The following is a 15,772-nucleotide window of genomic DNA, read 5'->3' as shown; positions in this document are numbered from 1 at the left end:
TTTCTCTCCCGTTATTGGTTACGACGCAGTTTGCTTAAGCCAATCTGGCCGGTGGACGACCCGAAAGTTCCGTGACAACTCGAAGTTCGCCGGCGTAATCTCTTTCAATCGTTCGAGTGACATATCATCAACCAATTCTTCCAGTATCATTTTCGAATCGACAAAACGAAATACGCAATATTCTGTCACTAGAATATCGACTTCGCCTCTGGCTGTCAGCGGGTAAGTGCAGGAGGGAAGCAACTTCGGCTTGCCGTCAGGGGCCAGGTGGGTCGTCGCAACGATCACCGTCCGGGCCCCTACGATCAAGTCCATCGCCCCTCCCACTCCGAGCACGTCTTTGCCGGGAACCGCCCAGTTGGCAATATCTCCTGTTTCGCTGACCTGCAGGGCACCAATCACCGTTTTGTCGACATGTCCGCCCCGCATCATCGCAAACGACAGGGCAGAATCGAAGTATGACGCCCCCGGCATCTCCGAAATCGGAAGTTTGCTGGCATTGATCAGATCCGGATCGACTCGTTCGGGCGGAGGGGTAGGCCCAACACCCAAAATACCGTTTTCCGAGTGTAGAAACACTTGCCGTTCGGGAGGAATGTAATCCGCCACAAAGACAGGGATCCCGATCCCCAGATTGACGATATCGCCGTCTTCCAGTTCCTGCGCCGCCCGCCAGGCGATGTAGGGCCGGTAATCGATCATGCGATCACCTCCTTCCGGACTACAATATCGACAAAGATATGAGGTGTCACAACGATTTCCGGGTCCAGTTCTTCAATCTCAACGATTTCGTCCACTTCCGCAATTGTCAGATCGGCCGCCATCGCCATCAGTGGATTGAAATTTCTCGCCGTTTTATAGTAGATCAGATTTCCAAAGCGGTCCGACTTGTACGCTTTGATCAGCGACACATCCGCCCGCAGGCTTCTCTCCAGCACATATTCGCGGCCGTCGAAAACTCTCGTTTCCTTTCCTTCCGCCAGCAGAGTGCCTGCCGCGGTCGGTGTGTAAAACGCCGGGATGCCGCTGCCCCCCAACCGGATCGCTTCACTGAACGTACCCTGCGGCAGCAATTCCACTTCCAGCTTGCCTTCCCGCTTAAACCTGGAAACGTCCGGGTTGCTGGTGAAGTAGGTTCCGATCGCCTTTTTCAGCCGATTGTCGAGCAACAGTTTGCCAAGCCCCTGCCCCGGTTGCCCGACATTGTTGCTGATCACGGTCAAATCCCTGACATCGGTCTTCAGCAATGCCTCGATCAGGGACAGAGGCTGCCCCGACAAGCCAAATCCTCCGACCATTATGCTTGCTCCGTTCGGTATCAACGAAATAGCCTCTTGCGCCGTCATAAATTTTGCAGGCAATTCTAACTCCTCCTTCCCGAAAAAATCGGTTAGGCAAGATTTTCGATGAGCATGGCAACGCCCTGTCCGCCGCCTACACATTGGGTTGCCAAACCGTACCGTGTGCCGCGGCGTTTCATCTCATACGCCAACGTCACGACAAGCCGTGTGCCCGTGCATCCGAGCGGATGTCCCAACGCGATCGCTCCGCCGTTGACGTTGACTTTTGTCGGATCAAGTCCCAATTCCCGGATGCATGCGACCGACTGGGCGGCGAAAGCTTCGTTCAGTTCCACAAGGTCAATGTCCTGCAGCGTCAGTCCGGACCGTTGCAAAACCTTTAGGGTGGCGGGAACCGGCCCGATCCCCATATATTCCGGTTCGACACCGGCGGCAGCAAACGTAACGATCCGCGCCAACGGAGCAATCCCCAGTTGCTTGGCCTTGTCGGCCGACATCAGTACGACCGCAGCCGCCCCGTCGTTACGCCCGCAGGAATTCCCGGCAGTGACCGTTCCATTCGGCCGGAAGGCGGGCCGCAGCATGGCCAATTTTTCGACCGTCGTGTCAGGCCGGGGAAATTCGTCCACCTCAAACCGGATCGTTTCTTTTTTCTGCTTCACATCAACCGGAACGATTTCTTCCCGTAACCTGCCGTCCGCAATCGCCTTTGCCGCTTTTTTCTGGCTCTCGTAGGCAAAATGGTCCTGATCTTCCCGACTGATGCCGTATTTTTCCGCGACGTTTTCCGCCGTTTGGCCCATTCCCAGATCCTTTCCGTATATCTCCATCGGCTGCGACCCCGGCCCGCCTTCCAAGTTTGCGTCGACCAATTCCGGCGGCAGATCGGAGTTGCGAATATTGCGCAGGTAGAAAATCGACTGGCTCATATTTTCCGTGCCGCCCGCGACCACGATATCGGCCGTCCCCGTCACGATCTCCTTCATTCCCAGGCTGATCGCCTGCATGCCAGAACCGCACAGCATGTTGACGGTATAAGCCGGAGTGGAGATCGGCAACCCCGACTTCAGCGCTGCAACCCGTGCAATATTGTTCGCCCGGCTGGTCGAGCGAACATGGCCCAAAATCACCATTTCCACCGACTCTTTCGGTATCTGCGCCCGTTTGATCGTTTCCCGTATGACGACATCCGCCAGGTCCTCCGGATTGACTGGCGTCAGGGTACCGCCATATTTTCCGATTGCCGTGCGGCAAGCGCTTACAATCACTACGTCTTTCATTTCTCACTGCCCCTTTGTATAGGCATACCAGCCTTTTCCGGTTTTCCGGCCAAGCTCGCCCTTTTGAAACTTCTCCACCACCGATTGCTTCGGCCCCAATTCCGGATTCCCCGTTTCCTGCATGCGTTGCATTCGCACATAATAGTTCACGTCGATGCCGGTCAGATCCATCAGGGCAAACGGCCCAATCGGATGATTCAGCGCCGGCCGGTTCGTTGCGTCAGCCAACTTCGAGCTGACAATTGTCGAACTGTTCGTAGCCAGGATGGCATGCGGCGGGGTCAGACGATCCAATTGGGCGAACAGTTCCCGCTTCGCGTCCAAATTCCTCCTCGGTGTTCATCCCAATCCCTCCGTCATCTCTATGAATCTAGTTGGCCAGTAACTGGGCCGCTATGATGTTACGCTGGATCTCATTGGTCCCCTCGTAAATTTTGGTGATCCGTGCGTCACGGTAAAACCGCTCCACGGCATACTCTTTCATATATCCGATCCCACCGAACATCTGCAGCGCCCGATCGGCCACCTTGTTGAACGTCTCGGTGGCAAACAGCTTTGTCATGGCCGCTTCTTTGATCGCTTTTTCGCCATTTTCCAGTTTCTGCGCCACTGTATAATTGAAAGCTCGGCCCACTTCCGTTTCCGTTGCCATATCCGCAAGCATCCACCGCAGGCCCTGATTCTCCGCGATCGGTTTGCCGAACTGCACGCGCTGTTTCATGTAGTCGCCCGCCAGTTCGATCAATTTCAGGCAGGAACCGTAAGCGCGGGCAGCCAGTGTACAGCGGCCCTCCGCCAAAATCTTTAGCGCCGAAGCATATCCCATTCCGACTTCGCCAATCACGTTTTCCTCCGGCACTTCGCAATCCTCAAAGAAAATTTGGCAAGTGTGCGAACCGCGAAGACCCATTTTTTTGTCTACCGCCCCCACCTCGAAGCCCGGGAATTTTTTCTCGACGGCAAATGCGGTAAATCCGCCCTTGACCCCTTTTGCCGGATCGGTAACGGCGATCACGGTGAACAGATCGGCATACGGGCCGTTGGTGATAAAATGTTTCATGCCGTTCAAGATCCAGCGGTCTCCTTTTTTCTCCGCCCGCGTTTTGATGTTGGTCGCATCCGAACCCGCTTCCGGCTCGGACAAAGCAAAGGCGGCCAGCAGCTTTCCTTGCGCCAGATCGGGCAGATATGTCCGCTTCAGGTGCTCGCTGCCAAATCGTACGATTCCGGTGCTGCCGATTCCCGTGTGGGCGCTGATGATCGACACAAATCCGTTGTGGGTGCGGCCCATTTTCTCGAGAATCAGACACTTGCCCACGACGCCGAGCCCAAGACCGCCGTATTCTTCCGGAATGCCCATCCCGTAGAGTCCCAATCGCTTTGCCTTCTCCAGCACATGACCCGGTACATAGTCCTCTTCTTCGATCAGATTTGCGTAAGGTTCCACTTCATTGTCGACAAATTCCTCGACTGTCCTGGCAATTTGCCGCAATTCTTCGGAAAACTGCACCATCCCGCCTCGCCTCTCCTTCCGCTACACCCCCATGGGTGAATGTTTTTTCCTGTACTCTTTGATGAGCTGGGCTCCGATGATGTTGCGCTGAATCTCCGACGTCCCCTCGTAAATTCTTGTAATTCTGGCGTCCCGGTAGAAACGTTCGATCGGATATTCCGCGATATACCCCAGCCCGCCGTGCACCTGCACCGCCTTGTCGGCGACCCGGTTGTAGACTTCCGAGCCGTAAAGTTTAACCATCGCCGCTTCTTTGATGACGTTCATTCCCTGATCGGTCATCCAGGCCACCCGATACACCAGCCAACGGAGGGCTTCGATCTCCATCGCCATATCGGACAGCATATGGAGAACCGCCTGCTGTTCGATAATCGGTTTGCCGAATTGGATTCGTTCCATTGCATACTGGACCGATTTGTCCAGCAGGTATTGGCAGGAACCGAGACTGCGGGCGGCCAGTCCGGCGCGACCATTGGCCAGAATTTTCAACGCGTTGACATAGCCCTCGCCTTCCTCGCCGAGCCGATTTTCAACCGGCACCTCGAGGTCTTCAAAAAACAGTTCGCAGGAATGGGAGCCGCGCAGCCCCATCTTTTTTTCCGTTTTGCCGAGGACAAATCCCGGAAAATCTTTCTCCACAATGAAAGAAGTGATGCCTTTCGCCCCTTTGCCCGGATCTGTGACCGCCATGACAGTGAACACATGCGCCTCTTTCGCGTTGGTGATAAAGTGCTTGGAACCGTTCAGGATGTACCGGTCCCCTTTGCGCACAGCGGTCGTTTTCAGATTGGTCGCGTTCGATCCGGCACTGGGTTCGGTCAGGGCAAATGCGCCAATCCATTCGCCGGTAGCCATTTTGGGCAAATAACGCCGCTTCTGTTCTTCATTCCCCATCTCCACGATACCGACGGAACCGATTCCGGTGTGCGCGCCGACCAGTGTCGTAAATCCGTTATGCGTCTTGCCCAACTCTTCGTAGACCGCACACTTGCCCACCATCCCCAAGCCAAGGCCGCCGTACTCCTCCGGGATGCTGATGCCGAAGAGCCCCATTTCCTTCGCCATTTCCACAATCTTCGGCGGGATTTCGTCGTTTTCTTCAATCAAATGGGCGACCGGCTCCACTTCATTCCCCACAAATTCTTTCACAATCTGTCTGATCGCCTGAATGTCATCCGCGAGCGTGAAATCCATTTTTTGCTTCCACCTTCCTGCCGTTGCATCGTTGTTGCGGTTCTTCGTTTGCGGCATCGCTTACAACCGCCAGGTCAGCTATCCTATTGGCCGGTCATCCGGCGACCGTCCGCATCGTATTCAAAGATCCCGCGACCTGTTTTCTTGCCGAGGCGACCCGCTTTCACATACTTGATAAGCAGAGGACAAGGCCGGTACTTCTCTCCGAGCGTCTTGTGCAAATATTCCAGGTTGCGCAATCGCGAATCCAACCCAACCAGATCGGCCAGCTCAAGCGGTCCCATCGGATAGCCGAGTCCCAATCTGATCGCCTTGTCAATATCTTCCGCACTGGCCACACCCTCCATTAGCATATACATCGCTTCGTTGCCGACCAGAGCGCTGATTCGTCCCGGCACGAATCCCGGGAATTCGTTGACCTCCACCGTTTCTTTTCCCATCCTCTCGGCGACAGACCGCGCGATTTCCACTGTCTGATCGGACGTATCCATGCCGCGGATGATCTCAACCAGCTTCATCTTGGGTACCGGGTTGAAAAAATGCATCGCCACACACCGGTCCGGCCGTTTGGTACCGGCTGCTATTTCGGTCGGACTCATGGTGGATGTGTTGGTCGCAAGGATCGTGTGCGGCGCACAAATCTCATCCAATTGCCGGAACAGATTCACCTTCAGATCCATCAACTCCAGCACGGCTTCGATTACCAAATCGGCCCCCCTGGCCGCATCTGCAAGAGTTTCGCTTAACTCGATGCGGGCGAGTGCCGCATCCGCTTCCGCTTGCGTCAGTTTTCCCCGCTGCATCCCTGCCTGCACATCCCGTTGGATCTGCTGATAGGCCCGTTCCATCGCCGACTGCTTGACATCGTGCAGAGTTACCCGAAACCCTCCCACGGCGGCGGCATAAGCAATTCCCTGTCCCATGACTCCCGCGCCGATCACTGCAATCCGTTTCACTGGCAAGGCGTTTCCCCCACTTTCGATTCCGACGGCGGTTCTTCCGCGTCACACGATTTCTGCCCATGTTCCACCGACCGTCCACATTATTTTTTTCATAGTGCAAAATACATGCCAAAGTATAAAAATTAAGTAAATTCATCTTGCAACCGATGCGTTCGCACTGGCGAAACTGTTCGGATCGCGGAAACGCGCAGTTTCTCAAATTCGCATTCCGCCCCGCAAAAAGGGCTCGCCCTTTCCCAAAAGTAACCTCGATTAAGTCAACTTTGCATCAGTCAAGTCAGTTGTGACTTATTCGCCCACCCAATCGGGAAATGATTTGTTCGGCTTCCACATCCCCGTCGTTGTACACACGTACAGATCGTTGTCCCGTGATCAGTGGGGGCAGTTCCGCAAGCGTGGCCCCGTTTGCTTCCGCTTTCATCACTTCCAGCGCAACCGAGTTGCGGGCCACCCGTGACGCCGATCCAATCGATTTTTGGATGAGCGCCGTATCCATCTCTGACGCTTCCAACATCCATCGCTTCACGTTCTCGTGCACAGGCGATTCCTGAGTGGCCAAAAAACGCGTTCCCATCACCACCCCTTCCGCTCCCAACGCCAGTGCCGCAGCCAGACCGCGTCCGTCCGCCACCCCACCTCCCGCGAGTACCGGAATGGTTACCGCATCGACAGCTTGTGGCCAAAGCAGCACGACCCACCCGAAACATGCCGCCGCAAACAATTGGATATTGAATTTGCAGAAGATCGGTAATTCGCGTCCGCATGTTTTTCCTCCTCGCCTCAGCAAAAATGGTTTGATAATTCAAAATCGACTTATCGATCTTGCGGCCTCCCATTGACAACCATCGGTTGAACCACAATGAAATTTCCGCCCGCAGGGCATTTCGGGCGTCCCATTGTTCAGGGACAGATGGGTCACTTTTCCCACCTTGCGATACTTTACAAATTCCACCTGCATCCCTCCCGACTGAAATTGGTTTTTCTGTCCGATTTTTCCCGCAATAATCGTGCCAACCAATAAAAAAACTGACCCGGAGGTCAGCTCAAATGTCGTTATCGCCTGGGAAGGGATAACCTGTATTGAAATTGCGGCTTACAAACTCATTACGCGCTGTTTCAAAATGTAAATATCCTTGTCATGTTCGCCCGTCTTGTGGACAAGAAAATTTACCGATTGGCTGACGTCGTCGATTCTCTTCTGCAACTGATCGAATCGCTGGTTCATTTCCTGCCGCAACTGGTCGAAACGCTGATCCATTTCTTCCCGCATGCTGTTCATTTCCTGCCGCATGCTCTGTTGTTCCGTACGGAGGCTGGCCACCATCGTGACAAGCTGGCTGAGCTTTTCCTCGATGTTTTTCAGTTGGTCGGACATCGCGAACGCTCCTTTACCTTTTTTTTTCTTTTTTCGGAATCGATCGGTGACATAAAGTTGCCTTCCCGGTATAGTTCGCCACCAACCTGCCGGATCCTTCTTTTTGCGGACCCCATCCCTATTTGCCAAACAGCTTCACCAAAATCGGGATCGACAGCAGCACCACCGCCAGCCGGACGGTGTGAATCAGCATCACATCGACCGTCTTCACTCCCTCTATGCCCTGGGCTGCCGCCACCACATCCGCCAGACCTCCCGGTACTGCGCTGAACAGGGAGGTCAACAGATCCCAGCCGGTTATTTTGGACACGAGAAAACCGACCGCAATGCTCGCCAGCAGGTAGGTTCCGGCGATCAGCAGCGCCGGCAGCCAGGCGGTTTTCAAATCGCCGAACAAGCCCTTGGTGACCGACAGCCCGAGCGAGGAACCGAGCACGATCTGGACGGCGGTGATCACGCCGCTTGGCATTTTTCCCAGTGAGCCGTGAAACAGGTTGAACAGCGCCACCGCCCCCAACGATCCGATCATCGCGCCGGCCGGAATTTTTAACTTGTAGCCGATCAACCCGCCCATCGTACCGATCGCCAGCGTCAGAACCATTTTTGTTGCATCCACGTCCGCCACCCCATCCGTTTTTCTAATCGATAGTGTAGCAGATTTTTCTCCTCCCCACCAAAAAGAAACGGCTGCCTTACGGCAAGCGTCCTCCTGTCTGTTTGATCAGATTTTCGTATTGCACATGCAGATCCCGCAGTGCGGCGACCAGCGCGTTTTGCGCTTTTCCCAGATAATGGCGCTGCACCAGTTCGATCAGCTCGTCGATCCCCTCTCGCAGACTGTGCCCCCGCAGCAGGGACCCGATAAAGTTCCTGCCGTGTTCGGTTGCCAGCGTGCAGGACGCTTCCAGGATCACCCCGTATTTGCTGTCGACTTCCGCCGTGATCGTCAGCGAATCAAAAACGCTTTTGGCCGCCATGCCCTGCGGCAGTTTTGCATGTCCCGCGATAAAAATCGACTTCCCGGCAAACAACTCCCCCACCCTCTCCTGTCCTACCATTCTACCTGCCACGATGCGCCCGAGCGCCCCCGGAAGAAGGCAGCCATTCGGTCATGTCCTTATGGTACCGGGACGGGGAAACGGGAGTCAATCACAAGATGTCCTGCAGATCGTTCGCGGTTTCCACCTCCTCAAACGGCCACGCGGGCAGCATCTTGCGCAGCGGTTTATCCGTCCGGTAGCCAAGCGCGTACTCAGCCTGCATGATCGTGTGGATTTCCCGCGTCCCTTCGTAAATCACGGGCGCTTTCGAATTGCGCAGATAGCGTTCCACCGGATACTCGTTCGAATAGCCGTATGCACCGTGAATTTGCACCGCGTCGTTCGCCGCGTTAAACGCTGCATCGCACGCCACCCATTTCGCCAGCGACGTTTCCCGCGTGTTGCGCAGGCCCTGATTTTTCATCCAGCCGGCGCGGTAGACGAGCAGGCGGGACGTTTCCAAACCTGCCACCATCTTGGCGATCATCTGCTGCACCAACTGGTGTTGGCCAATTTTTTTGCCGAACGTTTCCCGCTCATGACAGTATTTGAGGCTCGCTTCCAGGCACGCCTGAATCAGACCGCAAGCGCCCGCGGCCACGGTAAAGCGCCCGTTGTCAAGCGCCGACATCGCGATTGCGAAGCCTTCTCCCTCTTCCCCCAACCGATTTTCCGCCGGCACCCGCACATCCTCCAAAAACACTTCGCCGGTGTTGCCCGCGCGAATGCCCAATTTTCCTTTGATGGCTCTTGTCGTGACGCCCGGGAACGTCCGCTCGACGATGAAACAGCTGATGCCGCGGTGCTTTTTGCTTTTGTCCGTATACGCAAAAATCAGGAAATGGTCCGCCACGTCACACAGGGAAATCCATGTTTTCGAACCGTTGAGGATGTACAAATCGCCGTCGCGGACAGCCGTTGTCGCCATCGCCGCCACATCCGATCCGGCTCCCGGCTCGGTCAGGCCGAACGCCCCGATTTTTTCGCCGCGCGCTTGCGGCACCAGATATTTTTGCTTCTGGAACTCGTTGCCCCACTGCAAAATCGTCATGCTGTTCAAGCCGGTATGCACTGACACCGCCGTGCGGAAAGCGGTATCCCCGCGCTCCAGTTCCTCGCACACGATCGCCAGCGTGTTGTAGTCCATGCCGCTGCCGCCGTAACGCTCCGGAATGCAGACGCCCATCAACTCCAGTTCCGCCAGCCGTTTCAGAATACCCCGTTCAAAATGGCCTTGCGCATCCCATTCCTGGATGTACGGCATGATTTCCTTGTCGACAAACGACCGCACCAGTTTGCGGACCGCTTCCTGTTCGCTGGAAAATGCAAAATTCATCTTCCGGATCACCTCTTTTTGGTTTTGTTCTGCAAGGGTGCAGCGCGCGGACCGCAGGGTTCATCGCGCGGACATCCTCGCCATTTAGTTTTAGAGAATATTTCGGGCCAGCCAGTCGTCGATCTGCTCGTCCGCAAATCCGTATTCCCGCAAGATCTCCCGCGTGTGCTCGCCGGCCAGCGGCGGATGCCGCTTGATCTCCACCCGGCTGCGCGACAGTTTCAGCGGACTGCCCACCAGCCGGATCTGTCCGGCTGTCGGGTGGGACATCTCGATTTTCATGTCTCTCGCCGCCACATGCGGATCGTCGAACAACTGCTGCAGGTTGTAAATCGGACCGGCCGGAATCCCGGCGGAAGTGCACAATTCCTGCCATTCTTTGCAGGATTTGCGGAGAAATTCCGCTTGCAACATTTCGATCAGCCGGTCGCGGTTGGCGAGCCGCTCCGAGTTGCTCCGAAACGCCGGATCGCCAGCCAGTTCCGGCTTGTCGATGATTTCGCACAATTTTTGAAATTGACGGTCGTTGCCGACAGCCACCACCATCTCCCCGTCGCTCGCCCGGAACGTCTGGTAGGGAACGATGTTCGGATGCTGGTTGCCGTATCGTTTCGGAATCTGACCCGAGACCAGATAATTGCTGGCGACGTTGGCAAGCAGCGAGATCTGCGAATCGAGCAGCGCGATGTCGATCTGCTGTCCCCTGCCGGAACGGTGGCGCTCCTGCAGCGCGGCCAGAATCGCGATCGTGCAATACAAGCCGGTTGCGATGTCGGCAATCGCCACGCCCACTTTCATCGGACCGGACTCCTCGCTGCCGGTGATGCTCATCATGCCGCCCATCGCTTGCACGACGTAGTCGTAACCGGGCAAGTCCTTGTAGGGACCGGATTGTCCGAAACCGCTGATCGAGCAGTAGATCAACCGCGGGTTGAGCGCGTGCAGATCGTCGTAGCCGAGACCCCATTTTTCCATCGTGCCGGTCCTGAAGTTTTGGATCAGTACATCGGCCGACTTCACCATCGTCCGCAGGATGTCCCTCGCTTCCGCTTCCTTCAAATTCAGCGTCATCGCCCGCTTGTTGCGGTTGGCGGTCAAATAGTACGCGCTCTGATCCCCCGCAAACGGCGGCCCCCAGCCGCGCGTCTCGTCGCTCCCGCCCGGTGCTTCAATCTTGATCACATCCGCCCCCAGGTCACCCAGGATCATCGTGCAGTAAGGCCCCGCCAGCACCCGCGTCAAATCGATCACCTTCAACCCGTCCAGCGCCCCCATGGTTCACCTCCCAAATCGTGGTGCAGCGAAATTTTGTGCAGCTGCCTCCGAAAAAAACAAGAGCCAGCCAACCGCAAACAAAGCTTGCAGCCCGACTGGCTTGTCATCCGCGTACTGGCTCCCCGGCAAGGAAGTCCGGCGGATGCAACAGTTCGTTTTTTCTATTTTCATCATATTCTGCCCAGTGCGGTTTGTAAAGACCAATCGCCGACTTTCGCGCTCAGACAACCCCTTGTTTTTCCCATTCCTCGAGCTGCGCATCCGTTGCGCCAAGCAGCCCCTGCAAAATCTCGCGGTTGTGCTGCCCGAGCGCAGGTGCCGGGGCATCCGTCCCGCCGCCGTCCCCAAACAGGGCACCTATCCCCATCCCGGTCGCCATCATCCCTGTGCCCGTCTCACCGCCCCGCCCACTCCTCTTTTCCCGAACATGTGGATGATCCATCATCTCGCCCGTTTCCAGCACTGGCGTCAAGCAACAGTCCGCCTGCCGCCCCAAGGCGGTCCATTCGTACCGTGTACGGCTGCGGAACAGCGCCTGCAGTTCCGGAAAAATCGGATTCGCTTCGACCGCCGGACTGAACTGTGCAGAGATCCATTCCTCCCGTCCGACAGCCCGGCAGAAATTCGTCCAAAATTTGCTTTCCAGCGCTCCCAGAGTGACAAACCTGCAATCGGCCGTTTCGTAGATGTGATAGCAAACGAACCCGCCGCCCAGGACGGGGACCCCTTGCCCGATTCCCAACACCTGTTGATACAGCATATGGGTGTTCATTAGTTGGATCAGCGCATCGGTCATCGAAATATCCAGATAGTTGCCTTCCGATGTAAAAGAACGTTTCACCAATGCGGCCAAAATCGCCTCCGCAGCCGCCATCCCGCCAATCAAATCGGCGAATTGGACGGTCGGTTGAACCGGTCTCCCGTCCCGGTCTTTCAACTGCGAGAGTACGCCGCTCAGCGCCAGATAGTTCAGGTCGTGCCCGGCGAGATCGCGCAAGGGACCTGTCTGGCCGAATCCCGTGAGGGAGCAGTAGATGATGTCCGGCCGCACCCGCCTGATCTGTTCATACCCGATGCCCAGCGCGTCCGCCACCCCGGGGCGGTACCCTTCGATCACCACATCCGCCTGGCACGCCAACTGAAAGGCGAGCTGCCGTCCTTCCGGCCGCTTGAGGTTGATCGTGACGCTTTTTTTGTTCCGGTTGTTGGCCAGAAAAATCAAACCGGTGCCATCCCGCCGCTCCGCCAAATACCGGGCCGGATCGCCCCCGTCCGGGGGTTCCACCTTGATCACTTCCGCTCCCATGCCGGCCAGCCGCCAGGTGGCGTACGGCCCCGGCAGATAGCGGGAAAAATCGACGATGCGGATTCCTTGCAGCGGCTTCTTGTGACGTGTTCCACTGTGCCCGGCCACCTCGTTTCCCCCCATCCGTTATTCCGCACGGCTGTCCAGCTTTCCATCGGCTTCCAACCAGCCCGGCGAAACCGATCAGGTGTAAAATCCTCCGTTGACATTCAGCACCTGACCGTTCACATAATTGGACAGCGGGGAAGCCAGATAGAAAATCGCTGCCGCCGCTTCCTCCGGAGTGCCGGCCCGGCGTTGCGGAATCGACTGTTCAAACATCTGGCGGACTTTTTCCGGGATGCCGATCGCCACCCCCTGCACCGTTTCCCCTTTTTCCTTCGATTGGGTCAGGCGGGTGTCGATTAAACCGAACGCGACGGCGTTGCAATTGATGTTGAACGACCCCCATTCGCGGGCAATCGTCTTCGTCAAGCCGATCACCCCGGCTTTCGCCGACGCATAGTTCGCCTGTCCGACATTGCCCATGATGCCGGCTACTGACGACACATTGACGATCTTTCGATACACCGTCTGCCCTTGTTCCATCTCCGTTTTGGCCGCATCCCGCATGTAGGGGGCCGCTTCCCGGATCAACCGGAACGGGGCGATCAGATGGACGTCGAGCATCGCCTGAAACTGTTCGTCCGTCATTTTGTGAATCAGGCTGTCCCACGTGTAACCCGCGTTGTTGACCAGAATATCCAGGCGGCCGAACGCCTGGATCGTTTGCTGCATCACCCGTTTCGGAAAATCCGGATCGGTCACGCTGCCGACCACACTGATCGCCTGACCCCCTTTTTCCTTAATTGCCGCCACCGCTTCCGCCGCCGGCGCTTCATCCAGGTCGTTGATCACCACTGCCGCCCCGTGCTCCGCCAACATATCGGCCGCCGCCCGGCCGACTCCGCGTCCCGAGCCGGTGACAATCGCCACTTTTCCCTGCAGCATGCTCATTCCGCCCGCTCCCTCCATGCCACCTCAAATTCGCCTTTCAGCTTCGTTTCCCCGTCCTGGTTGCTTGCCGCCACATTGCAGAGCAGCCGAGGCTCCCCGCCCACCGTGATCCGTTCCACCACTTTGCCGCTGACGACAATCTGTTCCCCGGGACGGGTCATCGCCGCAAACCGCACCTTGAAGCGCCGCAGATCCTTGCGCGGAAACCAGGTGCAGATCGCTTGCCCGGCAAATCCCATAATCAGCATGCCGTGTGCAATCACATCGCCCAGTCCCGCCTGCTGCGCCACCGACACCACCGTGTGAATCGGATTGAAGTCGCCCGACGCACCGGCGTAACGCACCAACTGTGTGTGAGTGACCGGCTGTTTGACGATCGCTGGCAGTTCATCACCTGCTGCCCAACGTTTGATCGGTTCCACCCGATTCCCCTCCTTGGTCGTTTGTCTTCTGCCACCGGAAACGATGCCCGGCAGCGGTCCTTCATCCGGGTTCGTCCTGAACGAGAAACGCCCATCAGGAACTGTTCCTCAGCGGACAACGGTCCGTCAAAACCGTTCCACAATCTTCGAACGGCCGATCAGGACCGTTTCCCCGCGCTGGTTTTGATAGCGGGTCTCCAGCGTCAGCAGATTCATCCCGCCGCTCGCCCCTTGTTTCACTTGAGCATCCACCACCTCGGTTCGGGCGGTGATCTCATCACCCGGATGGATGTCCGCCAGGTATTCGTACTCCTGCTCGCCGTGCAGCACTTTTAGCAGATTCAACTGCAGCTGCTCCACCAACTGAAAAAAATCGGGTCCGCCCCACATGTCGATCACGGTTGCAAACGTAGGAGGAACCGGGATGTCCGGAAACCCCGCCGAAACCGCCTGTTCACGATCCGTGTAGATCGGATTGTCGTCGCCGATCGCCAGCGCAAACTCGCGGATTTTTCCCCGTTCAACCACAAACGTGTACGGCCCGAACTGGCGGCCGATCCATTTTGTGATGTCTTTTTGCATGCTCCCCTCTCCCGCAAAAACTTTTGTCCAATCCTACAACCCCAGATTTTTCGCGATGATCAGCTTCATGATCTCATTGCTGCCCGCGTAGATCGCAGCCACCGGTGTATCGCGGTAGCGGCGGGCGATCGGATATTCCTCCATGTAGCCGTAGCCGCCGTGCAGCTGCAAGCATTGGGCGGCCACCCGTTTCGCCATCTCGGTCGTCCACCATTTCGCCATCGATACTTTGGTGACAATGTCTTTGCCCGCGATATGGTCGGCGATCAGCTGGTCGACAAACGCCCGGCCGACTTCGATTTCGGTCGCCATCTCGGCGATCTTGAACTGCGTATGCTGAAACTTGCTGATCGGCTGCCCGAATGCTTCCCGCGTTTTCACATAGTCGATCGTCATCCTCAGCATCTCTTCCGCATTGACCACTGCACCGATCGCCACGACCAGCCGCTCCTGCTGCAATTTTTCCATCAGATACAGGAACCCTTTGCCTTCCTGCCCCAACAGGTTATCAACCGGAACCCGGCAATCCTCAAAAATCAGCTCGGCCGTGTCCTGGCTGTACAGCCCGATTTTGTCCAGTTTTCGCCCGCGCGAAAACCCCGGCGTGCCGCGCTCGACAAACAGCAGGCTGATCCCTTTATGCGGCGGCACCGCTTGCGGATCGGTCTTGCAGGCGACCAGCACCAAATCCGCTTGAATGCCGTTGGTGATGAACGTTTTTTGTCCGTTCAATATATAGTGATCCCCGTCGCGGATGGCGGTCGTCCGGATGTTCGCCAGGTCGGAACCGGTCCCCGGCTCGGTCATCGCAATCGCCGTGATCAGATCCCCGCTTGCGCACCCCGGCAGCCAGCGCCGCTTCTGCTCTTCCGTGCCGTAGGCGGTGATGTACGGGACCACGATCTCATTGTGCAAACTGATCCCTGTCAAGCCGGTACCGATCCGTTCCAACTCCTCGATGATCACCACCGAATAGGCCCAGTCCGCCCCTGCCGCGCCGTATTTTTCGTCGACCGCCGGACACAGATACCCCTGCGCAGCCAGCTTCTTCCAGAAGGAGCGGGGCACCATCCGTTCCTTCTCCCATTGATCAAAATAGGGAATCGCCTCTTTTTCCAGGAACTTGCGCAACGTGTTGCGAAACATCCGGTGTTCCTCGCGCAGATACAAGTGGCTCATCGAAACACCCC

16 protein-coding genes and 2 pseudogenes are annotated in these 15,772 nt (G+C 56.8%); all 18 read right to left on the bottom strand.

What is annotated here, in order from left to right:
• Positions 1–18: 18 nt before the first annotated feature.
• The 18 genes and pseudogenes from C230_RS0116085 to C230_RS0116000 all read right to left on the bottom strand — a co-directional run bounded on the left by C230_RS0116085 (position 19) and on the right by C230_RS0116000 (position 15,761).
• Entirely contained in the window at positions 19–702 is a 684-nt protein-coding gene (locus C230_RS0116085) for a 3-oxoacid CoA-transferase subunit B (RefSeq protein WP_018133083.1), read from the bottom strand.
• Entirely contained in the window at positions 699–1,346 is a 648-nt protein-coding gene (locus C230_RS0116080; RefSeq protein ID WP_040393862.1) for a CoA transferase subunit A, read from the bottom strand. The genes C230_RS0116085 and C230_RS0116080 overlap by 4 nt, the downstream gene beginning before the upstream one ends.
• A 44-nt stretch (positions 1,347–1,390) precedes the next feature.
• Positions 1,391–2,581: a thiolase family protein gene (locus C230_RS0116075; protein WP_018133081.1), complete on the bottom strand. Its 1,191-nt coding sequence runs from the start codon at positions 2,579–2,581 to the stop codon at positions 1,391–1,393.
• A gap of 3 nt (positions 2,582–2,584) precedes the next feature.
• Positions 2,585–2,905, bottom strand: a pseudogene (locus C230_RS0116070) (3-hydroxyacyl-CoA dehydrogenase family protein); the annotation flags it as partial.
• A gap of 46 nt (positions 2,906–2,951) precedes the next feature.
• Positions 2,952–4,094, bottom strand: coding sequence for an acyl-CoA dehydrogenase family protein (locus C230_RS0116065; RefSeq protein ID WP_018133079.1), 1,143 nt, complete (start codon positions 4,092–4,094; stop codon positions 2,952–2,954).
• Positions 4,095–4,115: 21 nt separating this feature from the next.
• A complete protein-coding gene (locus C230_RS0116060; protein ID WP_026174373.1) occupies positions 4,116–5,288 on the bottom strand; it encodes an acyl-CoA dehydrogenase family protein in 1,173 nt (390 codons plus the stop codon).
• An 83-nt stretch (positions 5,289–5,371) separates the two neighbouring features.
• Complete coding sequence (locus tag C230_RS0116055) at positions 5,372–6,250, bottom strand: 3-hydroxyacyl-CoA dehydrogenase (RefSeq protein WP_018133077.1); 879 nt, start codon at positions 6,248–6,250, stop codon at positions 5,372–5,374.
• A 277-nt stretch (positions 6,251–6,527) separates the two neighbouring features.
• A complete protein-coding gene (locus C230_RS20770; protein WP_169332859.1) occupies positions 6,528–6,941 on the bottom strand; it encodes a nitronate monooxygenase in 414 nt (137 codons plus the stop codon).
• Positions 6,942–7,343: 402 nt separating this feature from the next.
• Positions 7,344–7,625, bottom strand: a complete 282-nt coding sequence (locus C230_RS0116045; RefSeq protein ID WP_018133075.1) for a DNA recombination RmuC family protein — start codon at positions 7,623–7,625, stop codon at positions 7,344–7,346.
• 118 nt (positions 7,626–7,743) lie between these two features.
• A pseudogene (locus C230_RS0116040) lies at positions 7,744–8,298 on the bottom strand (AbrB family transcriptional regulator); the annotation flags it as partial.
• Between the two features lie 19 nt (positions 8,299–8,317).
• Entirely contained in the window at positions 8,318–8,683 is a 366-nt protein-coding gene (locus C230_RS0116035) for a DUF3870 domain-containing protein (protein WP_051074274.1), read from the bottom strand.
• A 91-nt stretch (positions 8,684–8,774) separates the two neighbouring features.
• Positions 8,775–10,001 carry an acyl-CoA dehydrogenase family protein gene (locus C230_RS0116030; protein WP_018133072.1) on the bottom strand — a complete coding sequence of 409 codons (1,227 nt, stop codon included), beginning with the start codon at positions 9,999–10,001 and terminating at the stop codon, positions 8,775–8,777.
• 90 nt (positions 10,002–10,091) lie between these two features.
• On the bottom strand, positions 10,092–11,276 hold the full coding sequence (locus C230_RS0116025) for a CaiB/BaiF CoA transferase family protein (RefSeq protein ID WP_018133071.1): 1,185 nt from the start codon (positions 11,274–11,276) through the stop codon (positions 10,092–10,094).
• A 220-nt stretch (positions 11,277–11,496) separates the two neighbouring features.
• Positions 11,497–12,690, bottom strand: coding sequence for a CaiB/BaiF CoA transferase family protein (locus C230_RS0116020; RefSeq protein WP_018133070.1), 1,194 nt, complete (start codon positions 12,688–12,690; stop codon positions 11,497–11,499).
• 75 nt (positions 12,691–12,765) lie between these two features.
• Complete coding sequence (locus C230_RS0116015; protein ID WP_018133069.1) at positions 12,766–13,578, bottom strand: SDR family NAD(P)-dependent oxidoreductase; 813 nt, start codon at positions 13,576–13,578, stop codon at positions 12,766–12,768.
• Positions 13,575–14,000, bottom strand: coding sequence for a MaoC/PaaZ C-terminal domain-containing protein (locus tag C230_RS0116010; RefSeq protein ID WP_018133068.1), 426 nt, complete (start codon positions 13,998–14,000; stop codon positions 13,575–13,577). Before C230_RS0116010 ends, C230_RS0116015 begins: the two co-directional genes overlap by 4 nt.
• A 126-nt stretch (positions 14,001–14,126) precedes the next feature.
• Positions 14,127–14,582 carry a MaoC family dehydratase N-terminal domain-containing protein gene (locus C230_RS0116005; RefSeq protein ID WP_018133067.1) on the bottom strand — a complete coding sequence of 152 codons (456 nt, stop codon included), beginning with the start codon at positions 14,580–14,582 and terminating at the stop codon, positions 14,127–14,129.
• A 33-nt stretch (positions 14,583–14,615) separates the two neighbouring features.
• Positions 14,616–15,761, bottom strand: coding sequence for an acyl-CoA dehydrogenase family protein (locus C230_RS0116000; RefSeq protein WP_018133066.1), 1,146 nt, complete (start codon positions 15,759–15,761; stop codon positions 14,616–14,618).
• Positions 15,762–15,772 lie beyond the last annotated feature (11 nt).

This window comes from Effusibacillus pohliae DSM 22757 (assembly GCF_000376225.1).
GTDB classification, from domain to species: Bacteria; Bacillota; Bacilli; order Tumebacillales; family Effusibacillaceae; genus Effusibacillus; species Effusibacillus pohliae.
The sequence above is the reverse complement of the archived record's forward strand: the minus strand, read 5'-3'. Positions and strand labels throughout refer to the sequence as shown.